Annotated in this window: 12 protein-coding genes and 2 pseudogenes; 9 read left to right on the top strand and 5 right to left on the bottom strand. The window is 41.2% G+C overall.

Annotation, left to right across the window (positions count from 1 at the left end; genetic code table 11):
• Nucleotides 1-33: 33 nt before the first annotated feature.
• The 5 genes from UYI_RS0100765 to UYI_RS0100745 all read left to right on the top strand — a co-directional run bounded on the left by UYI_RS0100765 (nucleotide 34) and on the right by UYI_RS0100745 (nucleotide 5,072).
• Nucleotides 34-729, top strand: a complete 696-nt coding sequence (locus UYI_RS0100765; protein WP_016864785.1) for an MIP/aquaporin family protein — start codon at nucleotides 34-36, stop codon at nucleotides 727-729.
• A gap of 22 nt (nucleotides 730-751) precedes the next feature.
• Complete coding sequence (arsH, locus tag UYI_RS0100760) at nucleotides 752-1,369, top strand: arsenical resistance protein ArsH (RefSeq protein WP_016864784.1); 618 nt, start codon at nucleotides 752-754, stop codon at nucleotides 1,367-1,369.
• An 83-nt stretch (nucleotides 1,370-1,452) separates the two neighbouring features.
• Nucleotides 1,453-1,848 carry an arsenate reductase, glutathione/glutaredoxin type gene (arsC, locus tag UYI_RS0100755; protein WP_026085666.1) on the top strand — a complete coding sequence of 132 codons (396 nt, stop codon included), beginning with the start codon at nucleotides 1,453-1,455 and terminating at the stop codon, nucleotides 1,846-1,848.
• A 149-nt stretch (nucleotides 1,849-1,997) separates the two neighbouring features.
• Nucleotides 1,998-3,038 carry a 1-acyl-sn-glycerol-3-phosphate acyltransferase gene (locus UYI_RS0100750; RefSeq protein WP_016864782.1) on the top strand — a complete coding sequence of 347 codons (1,041 nt, stop codon included), beginning with the start codon at nucleotides 1,998-2,000 and terminating at the stop codon, nucleotides 3,036-3,038.
• A 498-nt stretch (nucleotides 3,039-3,536) separates the two neighbouring features.
• The gene (locus UYI_RS0100745) at nucleotides 3,537-5,072 is read left to right on the top strand and encodes a SagB/ThcOx family dehydrogenase (RefSeq protein WP_016864781.1); all 1,536 of its coding nucleotides are present in this window, start codon (nucleotides 3,537-3,539) and stop codon (nucleotides 5,070-5,072) included.
• Between the two features lie 186 nt (nucleotides 5,073-5,258).
• Here the strand turns inward: UYI_RS0100745 and UYI_RS40080 are convergent.
• The 4 genes and pseudogenes from UYI_RS40080 to UYI_RS31680 all read right to left on the bottom strand — a co-directional run.
• A pseudogene (locus tag UYI_RS40080) lies at nucleotides 5,259-5,438 on the bottom strand (RNA-guided endonuclease TnpB family protein); the annotation flags it as partial.
• A gap of 100 nt (nucleotides 5,439-5,538) precedes the next feature.
• Nucleotides 5,539-5,784 carry a glycerate kinase gene (locus UYI_RS36340; RefSeq protein ID WP_016864780.1) on the bottom strand — a complete coding sequence of 82 codons (246 nt, stop codon included), beginning with the start codon at nucleotides 5,782-5,784 and terminating at the stop codon, nucleotides 5,539-5,541.
• Nucleotides 5,748-7,262, bottom strand: coding sequence for a sensor histidine kinase (locus UYI_RS36335; RefSeq protein ID WP_016864779.1), 1,515 nt, complete (start codon nucleotides 7,260-7,262; stop codon nucleotides 5,748-5,750). Before UYI_RS36335 ends, UYI_RS36340 begins: the two co-directional genes overlap by 37 nt.
• A 186-nt stretch (nucleotides 7,263-7,448) precedes the next feature.
• Nucleotides 7,449-8,912 carry an SLC13 family permease gene (locus UYI_RS31680; protein WP_016864778.1) on the bottom strand — a complete coding sequence of 488 codons (1,464 nt, stop codon included), beginning with the start codon at nucleotides 8,910-8,912 and terminating at the stop codon, nucleotides 7,449-7,451.
• A 351-nt stretch (nucleotides 8,913-9,263) separates the two neighbouring features.
• Between UYI_RS31680 and UYI_RS31675 the strand changes: the two are divergent.
• A pseudogene (locus tag UYI_RS31675) lies at nucleotides 9,264-10,838 on the top strand (iron uptake porin).
• Nucleotides 10,839-10,935: 97 nt separating this feature from the next.
• Here the strand turns inward: UYI_RS31675 and bchD are convergent.
• On the bottom strand, nucleotides 10,936-12,969 hold the full coding sequence (bchD, locus tag UYI_RS0100720) for a magnesium chelatase ATPase subunit D (RefSeq protein ID WP_016864776.1): 2,034 nt from the start codon (nucleotides 12,967-12,969) through the stop codon (nucleotides 10,936-10,938).
• A gap of 672 nt (nucleotides 12,970-13,641) precedes the next feature.
• Here bchD and UYI_RS0100715 point away from each other — a divergent pair.
• From UYI_RS0100715 to UYI_RS0100705, 3 genes are all read left to right on the top strand, one after another.
• Nucleotides 13,642-14,670, top strand: coding sequence for a pentapeptide repeat-containing protein (locus UYI_RS0100715; RefSeq protein ID WP_016864775.1), 1,029 nt, complete (start codon nucleotides 13,642-13,644; stop codon nucleotides 14,668-14,670).
• A 221-nt stretch (nucleotides 14,671-14,891) separates the two neighbouring features.
• Nucleotides 14,892-15,797 (top strand): hypothetical protein, encoded by a 906-nt coding sequence (locus UYI_RS0100710; protein WP_016864774.1) that lies wholly within the window; start codon nucleotides 14,892-14,894, stop codon nucleotides 15,795-15,797.
• Between the two features lie 42 nt (nucleotides 15,798-15,839).
• Nucleotides 15,840-16,739, top strand: a complete 900-nt coding sequence (locus UYI_RS0100705) for a DUF1822 family protein (RefSeq protein WP_016864773.1) — start codon at nucleotides 15,840-15,842, stop codon at nucleotides 16,737-16,739.
• Nucleotides 16,740-16,895 lie beyond the last annotated feature (156 nt).

Raw genomic sequence — 16,895 nt, 5'->3', positions numbered from 1 at the left:
AACACCACAGTTTACAAGCTATGACAGTAAGTAATGAAGTCATTCGTAAAAGAATTTTTTCTATTTAGACAAGAGGTATTAGCAGAAGCGATTGGCACTTTTACTTTAGTGTTTGCGGGTACTGGTGCAGTGATGGTGAATGAACTCAGTCAAGGTGCTGTTACCCATGTAGGAATTAGTTTTGTATTTGGTGCAGTAGTAGCTGCTTTAATCTACTCTATTGGTCATCTGAGTGGCGCACACTTTAACCCGGCGGTGACACTGGCATTTTGGACTAGTGGTTTTTTCCCTAGACGGCGAGTTCTACCGTATATTTTGGCACAATCAATTGGAGCGATCGCAGCCTCAGCTACATTACTAATTAGCTTAGGAAAAGTTGGAAATTTAGGGGCAACTTTACCTTTAGATAACAATTGGTTGCAATCTTTTGTTCTAGAAACAATTCTCACTTTCATTTTGATGTTTGTAATTTTCGGCTCCGGATTAGACCGCCGCGCGCCGATTGGCTTTGCTGGGTTAGCAATTGGTCTAACTGTAGGATTAGAAGCTATGTTTATGGGGCCAATTACTGGTGCAAGTATGAATCCGGCGCGTTCATTAGGCCCAGCGTTGATAGGAGGGATTTGGCAACATCACTGGGTTTATTGGGTAGCACCAATTTTGGGAGCGCAATTAGCGGTGTTGATATATAGCCAACTTTCCAGTGGATTTCGAGACTTAAGAGAATAAGGAAACTAAATTATTAGAAACTATGCACAAGACTTTCGACCATCCACCAAGAATATTGTTTTTGTATGGCTCTTTGCGAGAGCATTCCTATAGTCGTTTATTAGCAGAAGAAGCTGCACGCATTATTGAAGGTTTTGGTGCTGAGATTAAGTTTTTTGATCCTCGTGATTTACCAATTCACAATAGCGTGCCTGATAACCATCCAAAAGTTCAAGAATTACGAGAATTGAGCCAATGGTCTGAAGGTCAAGTATGGTCATCACCAGAATTGCATGGCAATATTAGTGGCATTATGAAAAACCAAATTGACTGGATTCCTTTGAGTATAGGAGCGCTCAGACCCACTCAAGGCAAAACTTTGGCTGTGATGCAAGTCAGTGGTGGTTCTCAATCTTTTAATGCAGTCAATACTCTGCGAATTCTCGGACGTTGGATGCGGATGTTTACAATTCCGAATCAGTCTTCTGTTGCTAAAGCTTACCAAGAGTTTAACGAAGATGGCACGATGAAAGATTCAGCTTATCGCGATCGCGTAGTAGATGTGATGGAAGAACTCTATAAGTTCACCCTGCTATTACGTGACAAAGTAGATTACCTCACAGACCGCTACAGCGAACGCAAGGAAAAAGCCAATAAGTAGGGGTCGTCATTTGTCATTTGTTATTGTTAAGGGTTTCAAATATACCAACAACCAACAATCAACAACTAACAATCAATAAAATCATGAAAAAAATAATGTTTGTTTGCAAAAAAAATTCTCGTCGTTCCCAAATGGCAGAAGGATTTACTCGTACATTAGGGCAAGGAAAAGTTGCCGTCACAAGCTCAGGTTTAGAAGCTTCTCATGTAGATCCAATTACAGTCCAAATCATGTCAGAAATTGGCATTGACATTAGTAATCAAACATCCAAACCTCTAAGTGATTTTAATCCAGAAGACTACGATGCTGTGATTTCTTTGTGTGGTTGTGGAGTGAATTTGCCAGAGGATTGGGTGACAAGAGAAATATTTGAAGATTGGCAACTAGAAGATCCAGAAGGAGGTTCAATTGACACCTTCCGCCGTGTCCGCGATCAAGTTAAAGAACGAGTTGTAAAATTGCTTGCAGAACTCAGCTAAAAACAAAAAATAATAATTATTTTAAAGTTTGTAGTCAAAGCTTAAATGCTCACTACGAACTTTTTGTTTTATGTCTTAAGAAAGATGTAATTAACGAAATTTAAAAATTAATATAATAATTTGGTATAATTTTTACTTTCTTGTTAACTGTGATTAATCAAAATCAAGAAAATATAATTAACCCATCAATTGAATCTCCTTCTAGTAATGGATATAAATTTAGTTGGTTTGACTGGTTTTGCTTATGGTATCCTCCTGGTTGGCTAATTTTATTTAACCGCCACTGGCAGCACTACCATTGTGATCCTGATGGTTGGAATTGGCTAGAATACATCTTATTTTTAATTCCTGGTGGCTTCTATCTAGCAATATTTATTCGTTGGTTGCGTCTTGGATGTCGAACACCACGACAAGAAACTAGTGAATTTGATCCTAGTTATCAACAACTTTTTAGTCAGGAAATCCTGGCTCCCATCGTTGAACATTATTTTCATGGTGAATTGCATCAATTAGAAAACTTACCAAATACAAAACCAATGCTGGTAGCCATTAACCATGCAGGAATGTGTTTTCCCTGGGATTTTTTATCCTTATGTTATTTATTAAGTAAAGAGCGAGGATGGATCTTAAAAACTTTAGCTGGAGTATCTCTATTTGATCATGCTTGGATGATTTGGTGGTTGCCGCCTGGATGGTCAACAGTTTTAGGTGGTGTGAGAGCGGAGCTAAATGAATTTACCACAGCTTTGCAAGATAATACAATTCTTTTATACGCACCAGAAGGATTACGCGGGCCCAGAAAAGGTTGGCAAAAACGTTATCAATTAGAAAAGTTTGATGTGAGTTTTATGCAGTTGAGCCAACGTTTTCAAATTCCGATTTTACCTGTAATTTGTATTGATAATGAAAATCTACATCCTTGGTCTACTAACCTGCAAAAATTACAGAGATTATTCAAATTACCGTTTTTACCTTTATCGCCTTTGATGTTGGTGTTTATTCTGTTTCCATCTATGGGTGTTTGGGCAGCTAAAAGTCATCTACGTTACTTTATTCAACCTTTAGAAACAACTCATCTACAACAAAATGATAAAAATAGTTCAGTTAATAAACGTGCAGTAAGTTATCAACAAGCACAAGCATTACGAGAAAAAATGCAAAATCAAATTCATAAACTCATCAAGAAATAAGTAGCGATCATGAACTGCGTACACCAAAAATAATGAAAAACCTCACTCCTTCCCCTCTGTTTAGTAAGGAGAGGGGTGTCCTCTCTTGATGGGATGAGGTTACTTTCAAGTCAGGTTGTTATAAATCAAGCTAACTGTCGAGGGTCGTCATTCGTGTTGGAAAGGATTTCAATAGTGTTTAAGTTACGTATCATAGTATTGTTTATTCCTGACGACTTACTTAGTTATCTATATTGATAAAATTAGGGTAGGCATTTCCTATTCTACACAATCGATTAGCTTGATACTTAATTTAAATAATACATATATCATGTTAAATTCTTGGAAGAGAAGTTTGTTTTAATTGTAACAATAAATTTTTTATGTTTGTAAAGAGCATGTATTATTCATACCAATCTTACAAAAACTTCAAAGACTAGTAATAGGTTTGTACAAATTATAACGAAATGTTAGTACCCAGAAATGCCAAGATTGTAGCAGAAGCATATTTAAATTCTTATGCCAGAACTACGCCAATCTTCTATTGCTCAGCACTACCACGAACGCACTAAGTATGACCCTCAGACTATTGCTTTTAGAAGTAGGGGGTTAGACTGGGCAAAGCAGCCAGTGCCGTTTAAAGAGTATAAAATAGGTTCTACTTTTGACCTTAAGCCCTATATTCAAAATCAGCCAGAAGCTTTTACTAATAATCCACAAGCGCAATCGTGGCAAAGATTATCACGGCTTTTGTTTTGCAGCTATGGACTAACTGCGAGAATGCCTTCGATGGGAAGCGCAGTATATCTCCGTGCTGCGCCTAGTGCTGGTGGGTTATATCCGGCGGAAGTGTATGTAGTTTCCCGTGGTACATCGTTGTTACCTCCGGGACTGTATAATTACCAGTGTCGGAGTCATTCTTTGATGCATTTTTGGGAAAGTGACGTTTGGCAAGCTTTACAAGAAGCTTGTTTGTGGCATCCTGCTTTAGAGAGTACCCAACTGGCAATTATTATTACTGCGGTTTTTTATCGTTCTGCATGGCGCTATGAGGATAGGGCATACCGTCGTATTTTTTTAGATTCGGGACATCTATTAGGTAATATCGAGTTAGCTGGTAGTATTACTGACTATCGCCCGCACTTAATTGGTGGCTTTGTGGATGAGGCGGTAAACGAGTTGCTTTATATTGATTCTCTACAAGAAGGAGCGATCGCAGTTCTTCCTTTAGCAGATATGCTAGATATTCAACAGAACTTACCAACGTGGCGAACTGCTTTACCTTCTGCTACAGAAACTAATTATCCTAAAATTCCCGATGGCGAGTTACTGAAATACTTCCATCAAGCAACCCAGATTCAACCAGGAACTACTGGTAAGCTCAATTTACCTGAAGTTAAACAAGAAAAATCTTTAGAGGATAAATACAATTTTCCTTTTTGTCAAAAAATTTCTACTGTCACAGCACCAATCAACTGGGGTGAAAAGCTAATAGATTTAGAAAGTACAATTCTCAAGCGTCGTTCTACTCGTGCTTATACGGGTGAAGATTTAACATTTGATGAATTAAAAGCTTTACTTGATTTTACTTACCAACCTCAAAATTATATCGACCAAGGCTTTGATATTTCTCCAGACTACTTTGACCTCAATTTAATTGAAACATTTATTGCTGTTTCTGGGGTTAATGGATTAGAGTCTGGTTGTTATTATTACGCACCCAAAGCACAAGAATTACGCCAAATTCGCTTTAAAAATTTCCGACGTGAGTTACATTTCCTCTGTTTAGGACAAGATTTAGGGCGAGATGCAGCAGTAGTATTATTCCATACAGCCGATCTCAAAGCAGCCATTGCCCAGTATGGCGATCGCGTTTATCGTTACTTACATATAGATGCTGGTCATTTAGGACAAAGGCTGAATTTAGCAGCTATTCGTCTCGGCTTAGGCGTTAGCGGTATTGGTGGTTTCTTTGATGACTTAGTGAATGATGTTTTAGGTATTCCTGCGGAAGAAGCAGTTTTGTATGTGACTACTTTAGGAAGACCAAGGTAGCTATTTTTGACACTCCCCACGACATCGTTAGACTTGATTAAACGGAGTGCCACTCTCTTGACAAACTCTTCTCGCTGCCTACTTATACCGATTCAAAATAATATTTGCGACACATTCAGAATATGAGACGCGATAAATCGCGTCTCTACAAAATTCATCTGTCGCATTCTTTTTTCAAATTGGTATTACTTTTAAATGTTTACGGGCATATCTAACTCTTGCTTTGTGATAATTTCGAGACTGTGGTTTACCTTTACGGTACTTTTTAGACTTTTTGCGATTGAGACGGTTTAACCGTTTTTCTCCCTGGCGGTAAAACTGTGGAATAGGCTCAATATTTCCACAGAATTCTGCTAAGAAATACTTGTTCGATCATTAGTTCTGACTCTTTGCGAGGGGTCAGATCCCCGACTTTTTTAAAAAGTCGGGGATCTGGCCAACCTATCAAAATTAATGTGGTGAACTATTAGCTTGCCAAATTTGATTGACGGACTACTAACTTTTGACCGACTTGAATCAAACGCATTACCCTTTCCGCAGCATAGGTAAGCAAGTCAGAACTATTAGCTATAGCTTCACCAAGCGTACAAGGTTCCTTAAGAATCGTCGAAAACGAATCAATACCATAGTCAAAATTTACCCGGGCATCTTTACCAATCGTTCCAGCAATAGCAATTACTGGTAAGTCATAGCGCTTAGCACGTTGTGCCACTTCCAAGGTAGCCGGATTTGTATATGAGTACCCAAACCAGGTTTGCTATTAATGGTGAGACTTCCTCCGTGTTCCTCTACGATCGCCTTAGTAAGTTTGAGTCCTACACTAGGGCGTTGTTTACTGGAGTCGTCAAAGGTGAGAAAAGCTTGGTTGATTAACGGTTGTTCACTACCTGCACCGTCGTCGGCAACCTCGATGAGTAGTTCTGTAGCATCATTTGCACCTGTGGTTAGAGAGGACCGCACACCCAAGCTTCCCCCTACCTCCGGTAAGGCTGAAAGAGAATTGCGGATTAACTCACCCAAGGCTTCCCGTAGCTTGAGCCGATCTACAACTGCGTGGGTAACTTCTGGTGCGACTTGTAATTCAAAGCTGACACTCCGGCGGACAAACTCGTCATGAAACCTAAGCAGGACTTCGTAAAGTAACGCCCGGATATCTGTACGGGCTAAATTCAGGTCTAGGGGAAATCCAAATTCAGTGACGCGGCTTATGGCTTGTAGTAGTTGATCAAGCTGAGGAATTAACTCCTGTTTTTGTTCAACCGCAACATTGACGTTGTTATCTGTTGCTGAACTGTACAATTGGGAAACTCGCGATCGCAATTGTGATACTAGCGTATGCAATGTCAGGCGAGATGGAAGATTGCGCCAGTCGGTGTCCGTTGAATTATCTGTACCTTGTGAGGTGGTAGCCATGAGTCCCATGACTTGTTCCCGTTGAGCGATCGCGCTAGTCATACGATTAAAAGCACGATTCAACATCCCCAACTCATCCTTGCGTTCTTCATCCAAACGACGTTTAAAATTACCTCGTGCCACATCGTCAAGGGCTTGTTCCGCCTCGCGTAAGGGAGCAAATAAATCGGAATTCAGGTAAGCAAAAAGCAGTAAAATCAGTGAGACAATCCCAAAGGCAGAAATCATCAATACTAATTGTGCTGTTTGACGGGTGTTACGTGTTTGCTGACGAATTCTTTGACGAATTTTTTGATCAGAAGCCACTGCTTCCTCAGTGACTTCCTGAAATTCCTCGAAATCTTCCTCCTCTAATTGCTCCTCCATGAACCTAAAAGCCTCATCTTGACGACCAGCTTCCATCAAATTGAAGACAACACGAGCATTTTGGATTAACTGGTTGTAGGTATCACGAACTTCTTGTAATTGCTGACGTTCTGCCTCATTATCAGCCAACTTTGCCCAGCGTTGGAAATCTTCTTCTACCGGTTCAAGAGATTCTTCAAACTCTTCTTCTGCATCATCATCATCGGTGATGACTCGATCCGGCACTTCCTTCAAAGCCCGAAAGGTAGCAGCCCGCACCTGCTGTAACAACAAACTGCGCTGATAGTGATCCTGGAGGTTGTCTTCACTGGCGTGCCAAGCAGCGATCGCCCATACAGTCACACCGCCACTTGCTAACGCCAACAGCGCCAACCCACTAAATATTGTCAATAGCTTTTTGCGTAGGTTCATTATTTAGTTAATTGTTAGTGGTTAGTAGTTAGTTGTTGGTTGGTGGTTGGTGGTTGGTGGTTGGTTGTTGTACCAGACGTGCCATGGCACGTCTGTACATTGGTTGGTGGTTAGTGGTTAGGAATCAGTGAACAGTACTAGCCGCAGTGAATACTAGAATTTGATAACTGATAACTGATAACTGAATTACAACCTCAACCCCACCCATTGCCAATAGCCGTAGTAGAATACCAGCATCAATCCCAAGTGGACGGGAAGTAACACTGAACTAAGACGTAATAAATCAGATGGTTTATAAGTAGAACCTTCTAGTTCTTGAAACATCAATAAGGCTTTGGAACTAACTGGGAATGTTAGACAATAGTCCATGCCCACAGTACTGAGAAATAATACTGCGATGGGATTAAGTTGCAGACTATTGCCAAGGTAGAGTAATGCTGGCACTAAGGCGGCGGCGCGGGCGGTATGGGAAGTCATGTAAATATGGGAGGTGAGCGAGATGAATGCCAGTGATACGAGAATTAATAGTTGTGAATTTGTACTGGCAATACTGCTGATGGCAAATAGCTGATCAATAATCCATTGGGCTGCACCTGTGTCAATTAATGCTCGTCCTAGCACTAATGCCGCACCGACAAAAATTACTAAGTTCCACGAAACTGATTTCAGTCCTTCTTTCCACTTCAGAACTCCAACTCCTGGTAGTGTGAGAACTAATGCCCCAATCATTGTGACTGTCGCAATTTCAAATTTGTGCCAACTTTCCGTCAGCCACAGCACAATCATCACCATCACCACAATTAACGTCATCCATTCTGCATGGGAAAGGGGTTTATGCTTTGTCTGGGGAATTTGCAAAGCTGTTTGCAGCCGACTTTCATCCAAAAACAAACGCATGATTACCCAGCAGGAAACAAAACTAGCAACAATACCAAAAGGTAAACCGTAAATTGCCCACTGGGTGAACGAAAGGCTTTGTTTGGTAATTTGTTGCAGCAAGTCGTTGGCAATGAGGTGCGAACCTGCCCCGACTAATGCCACTATCGTTGACACTAGGATGATGGTTGGCATGAGTAATGCCAAAGCACGGATGATGCGGCGATCGCTTGTAGCACTGGTAATACTACGAAAGACAGGAATCGCTACAGCCGCCCTTCCAGAGGTAGAAGGGATAAGAAATGACAAGGGAATCAGTACCGTTGTTAGTAACCAGAATAAACTTTTGACAGTCTTTGCCCTTGACACTACCAACTGAGTTAATCGTCCTGCCAAGCCTGTCTTTTGCACCGCCCCACCTAAAACAAAAGCCCCAATCATCAACCAAACCACATCAGAAGCTAAAGCTTCAAATAGCTGTTGTTGAGAAGTTCCACCCGTTAAAACCAGCAGCATCATGCAGAATAGGGCGATGTAGTCAGCATTAATTGAGGTAGTTGACCACAAAATCGCCGCTAGTAAAAAAGCAAATAACGCTAGACGTGCAGGGCTGGACAGCGAAGAAGGCAATAGCACAACAATAGCTGCAATAGTCGTCAATGCCAAGGGTAAGACTGCATCGACAACCCAGCGAAATTTGCGCTGCTTTCTGGATGACTTGCCACCAGTTTTAGTAGTAGTGGAACCAATCTGTTGAGATAGTGATTCGATCAAATCGGCTCCAGATACTTTCTTTATCTGACTTGCTTTGATTGTATGCAGATTGTGAAGCAGAAGCTTTTGTCATCTCTGACTGTTTTTAAATTTTTTATAGTTGGTTACACCAAATTTTTTTGATTATTTAGCTAATTTATGATTGTTTTCTCGGTAATGCATTCTCCCATTAGTTGGGGATCAAGATTAAATTTCTCTATCTAAAGAATGAGTGATCTAGGCCAAATAAGGCTGTAAATTGCTACATGTCAGCGTAATTGAACAAAAAATGCTAAATTGTTAAAATTACTTAACTGTAACGTTGAAAAACTAGATATCTTACATTCCATGCTGACAAGATGAATTGATTTAATGCTAAGAGTAAAAGCGATCAGGAATATTATTTGCCAATTAAGTTTAGTAATATTTACAAATACTCTCTTACTCATAAAAGTTGCTTATGGTAGCGAAAATATTCAGCTGGAATATTCAGATTCATTTACCAAAATTAATGCTGTATCTGATTTAGCTGATATACAAGCAAGTGATTGGAGAGTTGCTCACCTTCAGTCATTGATACAGCGCTATGGTGTGGTGAAAGGTTATTCTGACAATACTTTTCGTGGTAATCAAACGATCACACGTTACGAATTTGCTGCTAGTCTCTCAACAACGCTCAACCATATTAACTCATTAATACTTGCAGGCAATTCCCAACGCATCATACCAGAAGATTTGGATACACTAAAAAAGTTGCAAGCTGAATTTGCCACAGAACTAGGGATTTTACGGAGACGAACAGATAACCTCGAAACTCACTCAGCATCATTAGAAGTAGAACCGTTTTCCACAACAACCCAACTGAAAGGAGAAGTTCTATTTACTGCGATCGCGATTTCCGATGGAGACAAAGCCGATAATTCAAGCGATCGCATCGATAACAATTTTACCTTCAGCGAACGGGTACGGCTCAACTTCGATACTAGCTTTAGTGGTAAAGACCGCTTGAGAACTCGTCTACAAACTAGGAATATCCCAGAAATTGATGATGCAACAGGCACTGATATGGCACATTTAGCCTTCCAAGGTGATAGTTCCAACGATGTTGAGCTTAGCTTATTAGAATACAGTTTCCCAATTGGCGAACAGATGATGGTTTATTTAGAAGCAATAGGGGGCGATTTAGATGATCTAATTATAGATACACTCAATCCTTATTTAAGTGGGAGTGGTGACGGTTCTATCTCCCGATTTGCCCAGCGTAACCCTATTTATCGCCAAGGAGAAGGCACAGGTATCGGTATAGTTTACAACTTTAGTGATAGTGTAAGTTTAAGTGGTGGGTACGTAGCTGACGATGTCAATGATCCAGAAATTGGGTTTGGACAGTCGAGTTATGGGGCGATCGCACAACTTACCTGGCAACCAAGTGAAACTACTGGAATTGGGTTAACCTACGTCTATTCTTACAACAATCTTGACACAAGTACTGGAAGCCGCATTGCTAACGATCCATTTAATGACCAAAGCGAAGCAATTACCGCCCATTCCTTGGGATTACAATCAGCAATTACATTAAATCCCAGAATGACAGTTGCTGGTTGGATTGGTTTTACACACGCCACAGCCAGAGATTTACCAGATCATCCTAGTGCTGAAATTTTAAATTGGGCTATAACTTTGGCATTCACCGATTTAGGCACACAAGAAAGCATAGCGGGAATTGCGATCGGTCAACCACCCAAAGTTATAAGTAATGATTTTCAAGTTGCAAGCGAGGCATACGAAGATCAAGATACAGCATGGCACTTAGAAGCCTTTTATCGCTACTAAGCTACAGATAATATCGCCATAACTCCAGGACTATTAGTGATAGTGAACCCAGAATCTAATAGCAATAACGACAATATTTATCTTGGTGTAGTGCGGACAACTTTTAGTTTTTAAGGTAATGGGTAATGGGTAATTGGTAATGGAATGGTTAGTGGTTATTAATCATCCTCGCTCCTCGCTTCCCATTCCCCGCTCCTATTCCTTTTTAAGACTACTTTCTAATATCGGCGATCGCACCTTTAGTCATGGCAGCGATCGCTTTATCTGTGGCTTTGGGCAAGTGATAATATTTACCTCCTGCTGTTTTGGCTATTTCTTTGGCAAAGCCAGTGGAAACAAATTTGCTCTCGGTATCAATTACCAACAATTGCATTCCTAAAGCCCGGATTCTAGCAGCAATATTCAACAACTCGGCTTTGATATCTGGCTTTTCTCCCGGTTCTTGTGGTTCACCCAAAGAACGCGATAAAGGAATGTTACCTCGTCCATCGGTAATTGCCACGAGTACAACTTGTCCGATATCTCCACTCATTTGGGCATTCAACCCGACGCGGACAGCTTGTGTCAAGCCGTGTGCCAGTGGGGAACCGCCACCACAGGGCAGTCTTTCCAAGCGGTTCCGCGCTAAAGCGATCGAACGTGTTGGTGGTAATAATACCTCTGCTTGTTCCCCCCGAAAGGGAATTAAGGCTACTTGATCACGATTTTGGTATGCTTCTGTCAACAGTTGCATCACTGCACCTTTGGCAGATTGCATCCGGTTCAACGCCATCGAACCAGAAGCATCGACAATAAATATTACCAACGCTCCGGCTTTGCGAGCCAAGCGCTTGGAACGAATATCACCTTGTTCGATATATACCCGCTTTTGTGCATCTCCTTGATGACGAGCGCGTCGTGCTTTTTGATACGGTGCTGCGGCTCGCATTGTGGCATCTACGGCAATCCGACGGACTTTGCCTTTGGGTAGCATTGGCTTTATGTAACGCCCCCGGTCTTCGGAGAAGATTAAGCTACGACTACCAGATTTCCCGTGCCGCTGTGCCATTTGAGCAAAATAAAGCACACTTTGATCAAGAACAACTCCTTCCGGGTCAAAGATAAATTCTTCGGGAATGCTGGGTGGTTCCTGTTGTTCTTCGTTATTTTCCTCTTCTTCCTGTTCTTGATTTTCGTCGTCTTCTTGTTCTTGATCTTGGGGAGGGGGTGGTGGTGGGGGTTGTTGTTGATCGGGTGGGGGTGTCTGGATCTGAGTTGCCCGTGGGACTATAACTAATTCCACCGCCCGACGCAAATCATCAGCGTTGACTTGAGTACGTCCATCTAAGGCTGCTGAGGCTTTGGCTACACGCACAGCGAATAATTCTGCCCGATGTCCCTGGACTCCGCCCCGGATTGCTTCTTCTACCAAGTAGGTGATTTGGTCGTGGGTAATGCAGACATCCTTTAACCATTCCCGTGCAAAGATAATTTGGGTTTTGAGGGCGTCGATATCTTCGCTGTACTGCTGGAGAAACTCTTGGGGAGATTTGGAATAAGCGATCGCAACTTCGACTGCTTGCACTCTTTGGTCTAAACCCAAGACACCATCAGCAGAAAGAACAATGGCAATTCTATCAAGTAAATGCTCTCGCAAAGCCCCTTCTTCTGGGTTGTAAGTGGCAATAAATAGGGGTTTGCAGGGATGCTGGAAACTTATGCCTTCCCGCTCAATTTGGTTGCGTCCCTCAGATAATACTGTTAAAAGTTGGTTACTAATTTGGTCATCTAATAAATTGATTTCATCGACATAGAGGACGCCTCGGTTAGCGGCGGCGAGTAGTCCTGGTTGAAAAACAGTTTGCCCTTGTTTCACCGATTGTTCCACATCCACAGAACCGATGAGTCTGTCTTCTGTGACTCCCAGAGGAATTTGGACGAAGGGCGCAGGAATAACTTCGGTTTCTATCCCGTCAACCGGGAGGGTGAGGGAGGGGTACTCTGCCAGTAATTTATCATCCCATTCTTCTGGGTGATTGGGGTCGCAATTGCTAATTGAACCTTTGACAACTTCAATCGGTGGTAGTAGGGCGTGGATCGCACGCGCCATTACAGATTTTGCCGTACCGCGACGACCTGCGATCGCTACTCCCCCCAATCCCGGATCGACTGCTGCTAAGAGTAAGGCTAGTTTGATAGCTTCTTGACCGACAACGGCGGCCAAGGGAAAGGTAGTAGTTGTAGGAGTGATAGTAGGCGCAGGCATGGTTTTGATAATAGCTTGTCTAGGTTTTTAGCTTACCAAATCTGGGACATCTAGGGGATCGGGGATTGGGGATTGGAGTTTCTGACAAATTTAAAGTTATGTCCATTATCTAGAAGTTGCTTTTTGGTTTGCCCATCACCAATTTGTGTTCGTGCGATCGCCTAAAGGATTTAGGCATCGCACTGGAGGTCTAGGGCTGCTTTACACATTCAACCACTTGAACTGGGGACAAGCTTTGCAAAAATTGCTTTAACTTCATTTGCATCCAAGGCGATCGTCTTCAACAATGAGAATTTGTAGGATCATAATAGTGCAAATGGTTATTGTCAGTTCTCATGGTATAAGAAAGATGCCCTGCATCGTTGAAGGAAAGCAGCCGCATCGTTCCATCGGCATCAATCCGTACTTCACTAATTGCACAGTCCTTTCACGCGCGATCATAGCGGAATTGATATTGAAATCAAGCTTGCTGCCGCCGAATTCTCATTATAGGCTGAACTATTTGGGCTATCTACCCGATAGGGGTTGCTGCTTGAAGTATCGGGATGACGAGCATACGGGGAGTTGAAAATGCGTGTATTTTCACCTCAACGCCACTAACATAAAAATTAATTATCAAGTCAGATGATGCTCATGAGGGGGTGAATTTATCTGATCAGATTTACTTGGTTCATGAGAAAATTACGGCAAAAATTTCGAGATTTGCTGGATATAGTCTGGTTTCGTGTTTTACTGGCGATCGTGATTGCTTATTTGTTGATGCTGACATTCAGCCACATCGAACAGTGGAATAAGCAACAGCCTGTTTGTAAATCTCAAGATTCATTATTGCAGTGTTTTTACAAACAAGCATTATCAGTTATTGCACTCGATAACATTGAAGCTTTTAGTATCTTAGCAGCAGCCAGCTTATATTTATTGGAAAGTAGGGAGCGCAGACGCAATACTATTTATCAAGCATGGCAAGTCATTGATAATGCAGCTGCGGCAAATGTATCAACTAGCTACGCCAGAATCAAAGCCTTGGAAGATTTAAATCAGTATGGTGTGTCTTTAAAAGCTTTAGATTTACCCGGTGCGGACTTACATGAAATTGACTTGGCTGGTGCGGATCTCAGTGTTGCTAATCTCAATTATGCCAATCTCATCTATGCTAACCTCAAGCAAGCAAATCTTGCTGATGCCCAATTAGAAGGTGCGAACCTCAGTCGTGCCAGACTTAAAGAAGCCAATCTCAAATTTGCCAACCTCAATAGTGCCCAATTAGAAGCTGCTAACTTAACCCGTGCCAATTTAACTAATACAGATTTTGGAGGTGCTAATTTGGGTGGCGCTGATTTACAAGCAGCAATTCTAGAGTTTGCGGATCTCAACGGTGTGCAGTTAGAACTAGCTAATCTTACAGATGCGAAATTAAAAGGCGCTCAATTAGAAGGTGCAGACCTCAGTGATACTAATTTAGAGGGAGCAGATCTAAAAAATGCATACCTCATTGATGCCAATTTCACCCGTGCTAACCTCAAAAATGCCGATTTGCGAGGTACTCAAGACCTTAGTGTTGAGCAGATTCAAGCAGCTAATAACTGGACACAAGCCAAGTATGATCGCTACTTTTGTATTCAATTAGGTTTACCTGTAGAACCAGAAAAATCAATACAACAGGATTATATAGATACACCAGATACCAAAAAGCTTTTTTAAATCAGTTGGGCATATACGCTTAAGGGCGAGTAAACAAACTCTTCACAAAATTTTCATCAAGGCAATCATACAGCAAAACCTAAAAATTAATTTTTGTTAAAAATCCATAATTACTGGCTCAAGAGGTGGAGTCACAATCACAGGTTATAATCCGAGCCTACAACTTGCTTTGGTTTGCCAGACAAAATCTCAACAGTTGCAACGAGAGTATTTGCAATACTATGGATCAGCAACTTGAACAACTAGTAGCAGAGGCGCAACAGTACGCCCCCCAAACAGAGGAGCGACAGTTAGTCTTGACACAGCTTGTTGATCAAATCATGCGATCGCGCAAAATTTGCCGTCAGTTCAGAAATCAACCTTTATTTGGCGTTTATGAACAAATTTATCAACTAGTTCGACAGCAGCTATTGTTTGATATTCAAAATCAACTCAATCAGTACAATCCAAAGCAGACAAATATCAGAGCATGGACTTGTAACCTCTGCCATCAGGCTTTTAGAAACATCCTTACTGATGTTCAACTAAAAAACCTAGCACTAGAAGCTCAACGTCACCCACCTCATACTGAGTTACGGCAATACGCTTTAGGAGAACTAATTGAAGCAATTCGGCTTTCGGGCAGGCTTTGCCATCCACATAAAGAAAACTTTTCCTCTCCTCAATTTTATCAACTACTTTATGACGAAGCAGTTAATATTACTTTGACCTATGTCTGCCAAAAAATTGATATTTATGACCCCGAAAGAGGCGATAAAAAATTTATGAATTGGGTAAATTTTAGATTAGATAAAGTATTAATACAATCATCTCAGGAATTTAGAAAAGATAATATATACAGCTTACCTTGTCTCTCTGACTTAGAAACATTTGTGCAGCCAGAAGAAACACCTTTAATGTATGAGAATCTCCGCGATTTTCTCGAGAAAGACTATGAACACATATTTAAAAATACACATATTAGAAATAGGCCAGATGCAAATTTTGCAACCATAGCATTAGCAAGACTTTCTGGAAAAAATTGGCAAGATATCTCTAGAGAATTGGGAATTTCCATACCAACTTTAAGTAGCTTTTTTCAACGGTCTTGCGAAAAGTTTCGCAATCATTTTAGGCAATATATCTAAGATTTATCGACGATGAGAGAGGAAAACGGAGAATAAACAATCATGAATTCTAAAATTGACTCCTGGACTTTTACTGTTCCGCTTGCCTTATCCGCTCATTCACGAGCAGAACAGTTGCGACGTTACCAATCCAATCCTCAAAAAGCCAAAGAAGTTTATTTAAATGCTTTAGCAGTATATGCAGTTAATTTTTATCTCCAATGTCACGAGTTTGAAACAGACTGGGATAAAAGTGACAGTTGCAATCCAGCAATGCAGATGCTCATGAACGTTGCTGATTTGGTGGTGAAAAATCGTGGAAAGTTGGAGTGTAGACCAGTGTTACCTAATGCAGAATATGTCACCATTCCGGCAGAAGTATGGCAAGAACGGATTGGTTATGTTGCAGTGCAGCTTTCTGAATCATTGCGAGAAGCAACATTACTAGGTTTTGTGAATCATGTAGCTTGCGAAGAATTACCTTTGAGCAAATTGCGATCGCTAGAAGAGTTACCAGCACAACTGCATACAATCAAATCTGCGGTCAATTTAAGCAAATGGTTTGAGAATATCTTTGCAGATGGTTGGCAACTATTAGATACACTTTTAGGTACAGAAGCAACCGAACTGGCTTTTAGCTTTAGAAGCGCTTTGGTAGTGAGACGATGCAAAGTGATTGAATTGGGAAGCTCTCAATCAGTGGTTTTGATAGTTGCAATTTCCCAACAATCGGAACAAGAAGTAGACATTAGCGTAGAGGCACAGCCTGCACAAGGTCAAATCTATCTACCCTCAAATCTACAGCTGATGCTGGTAGATGAAGATGGTGAAGTGATTATAGACACCCATGCTAAAAGTGATAATAAGAGTATTCAGCTAGAGTTTACAGGAGAAACACAAGATTGTTTTAGCATCAAGATTGCTGTTGGTAATGTTAGCGTGACAGAGAATTTTGTCATTTAGTAATAGTTAGTGGTTAGTGGTTGATTGTTGGTTGTTAGTAGTTAGTGGTTACTAGTTAGTAGTTAGTGGTTAGTGGTTGATTGTTGGTTGTTGTACCAGACGTGCCATGGCACGTCTGTACAGTGGTTAGTAGTTAATTATTTACTACTCCCCACC

The sequence above is a fragment of the Fischerella muscicola PCC 7414 genome (assembly GCF_000317205.1).
GTDB classification, from domain to species: Bacteria; Cyanobacteriota; Cyanobacteriia; order Cyanobacteriales; family Nostocaceae; genus Fischerella; species Fischerella muscicola.
This window is presented reverse-complemented; position numbering and strand designations above follow the sequence as displayed.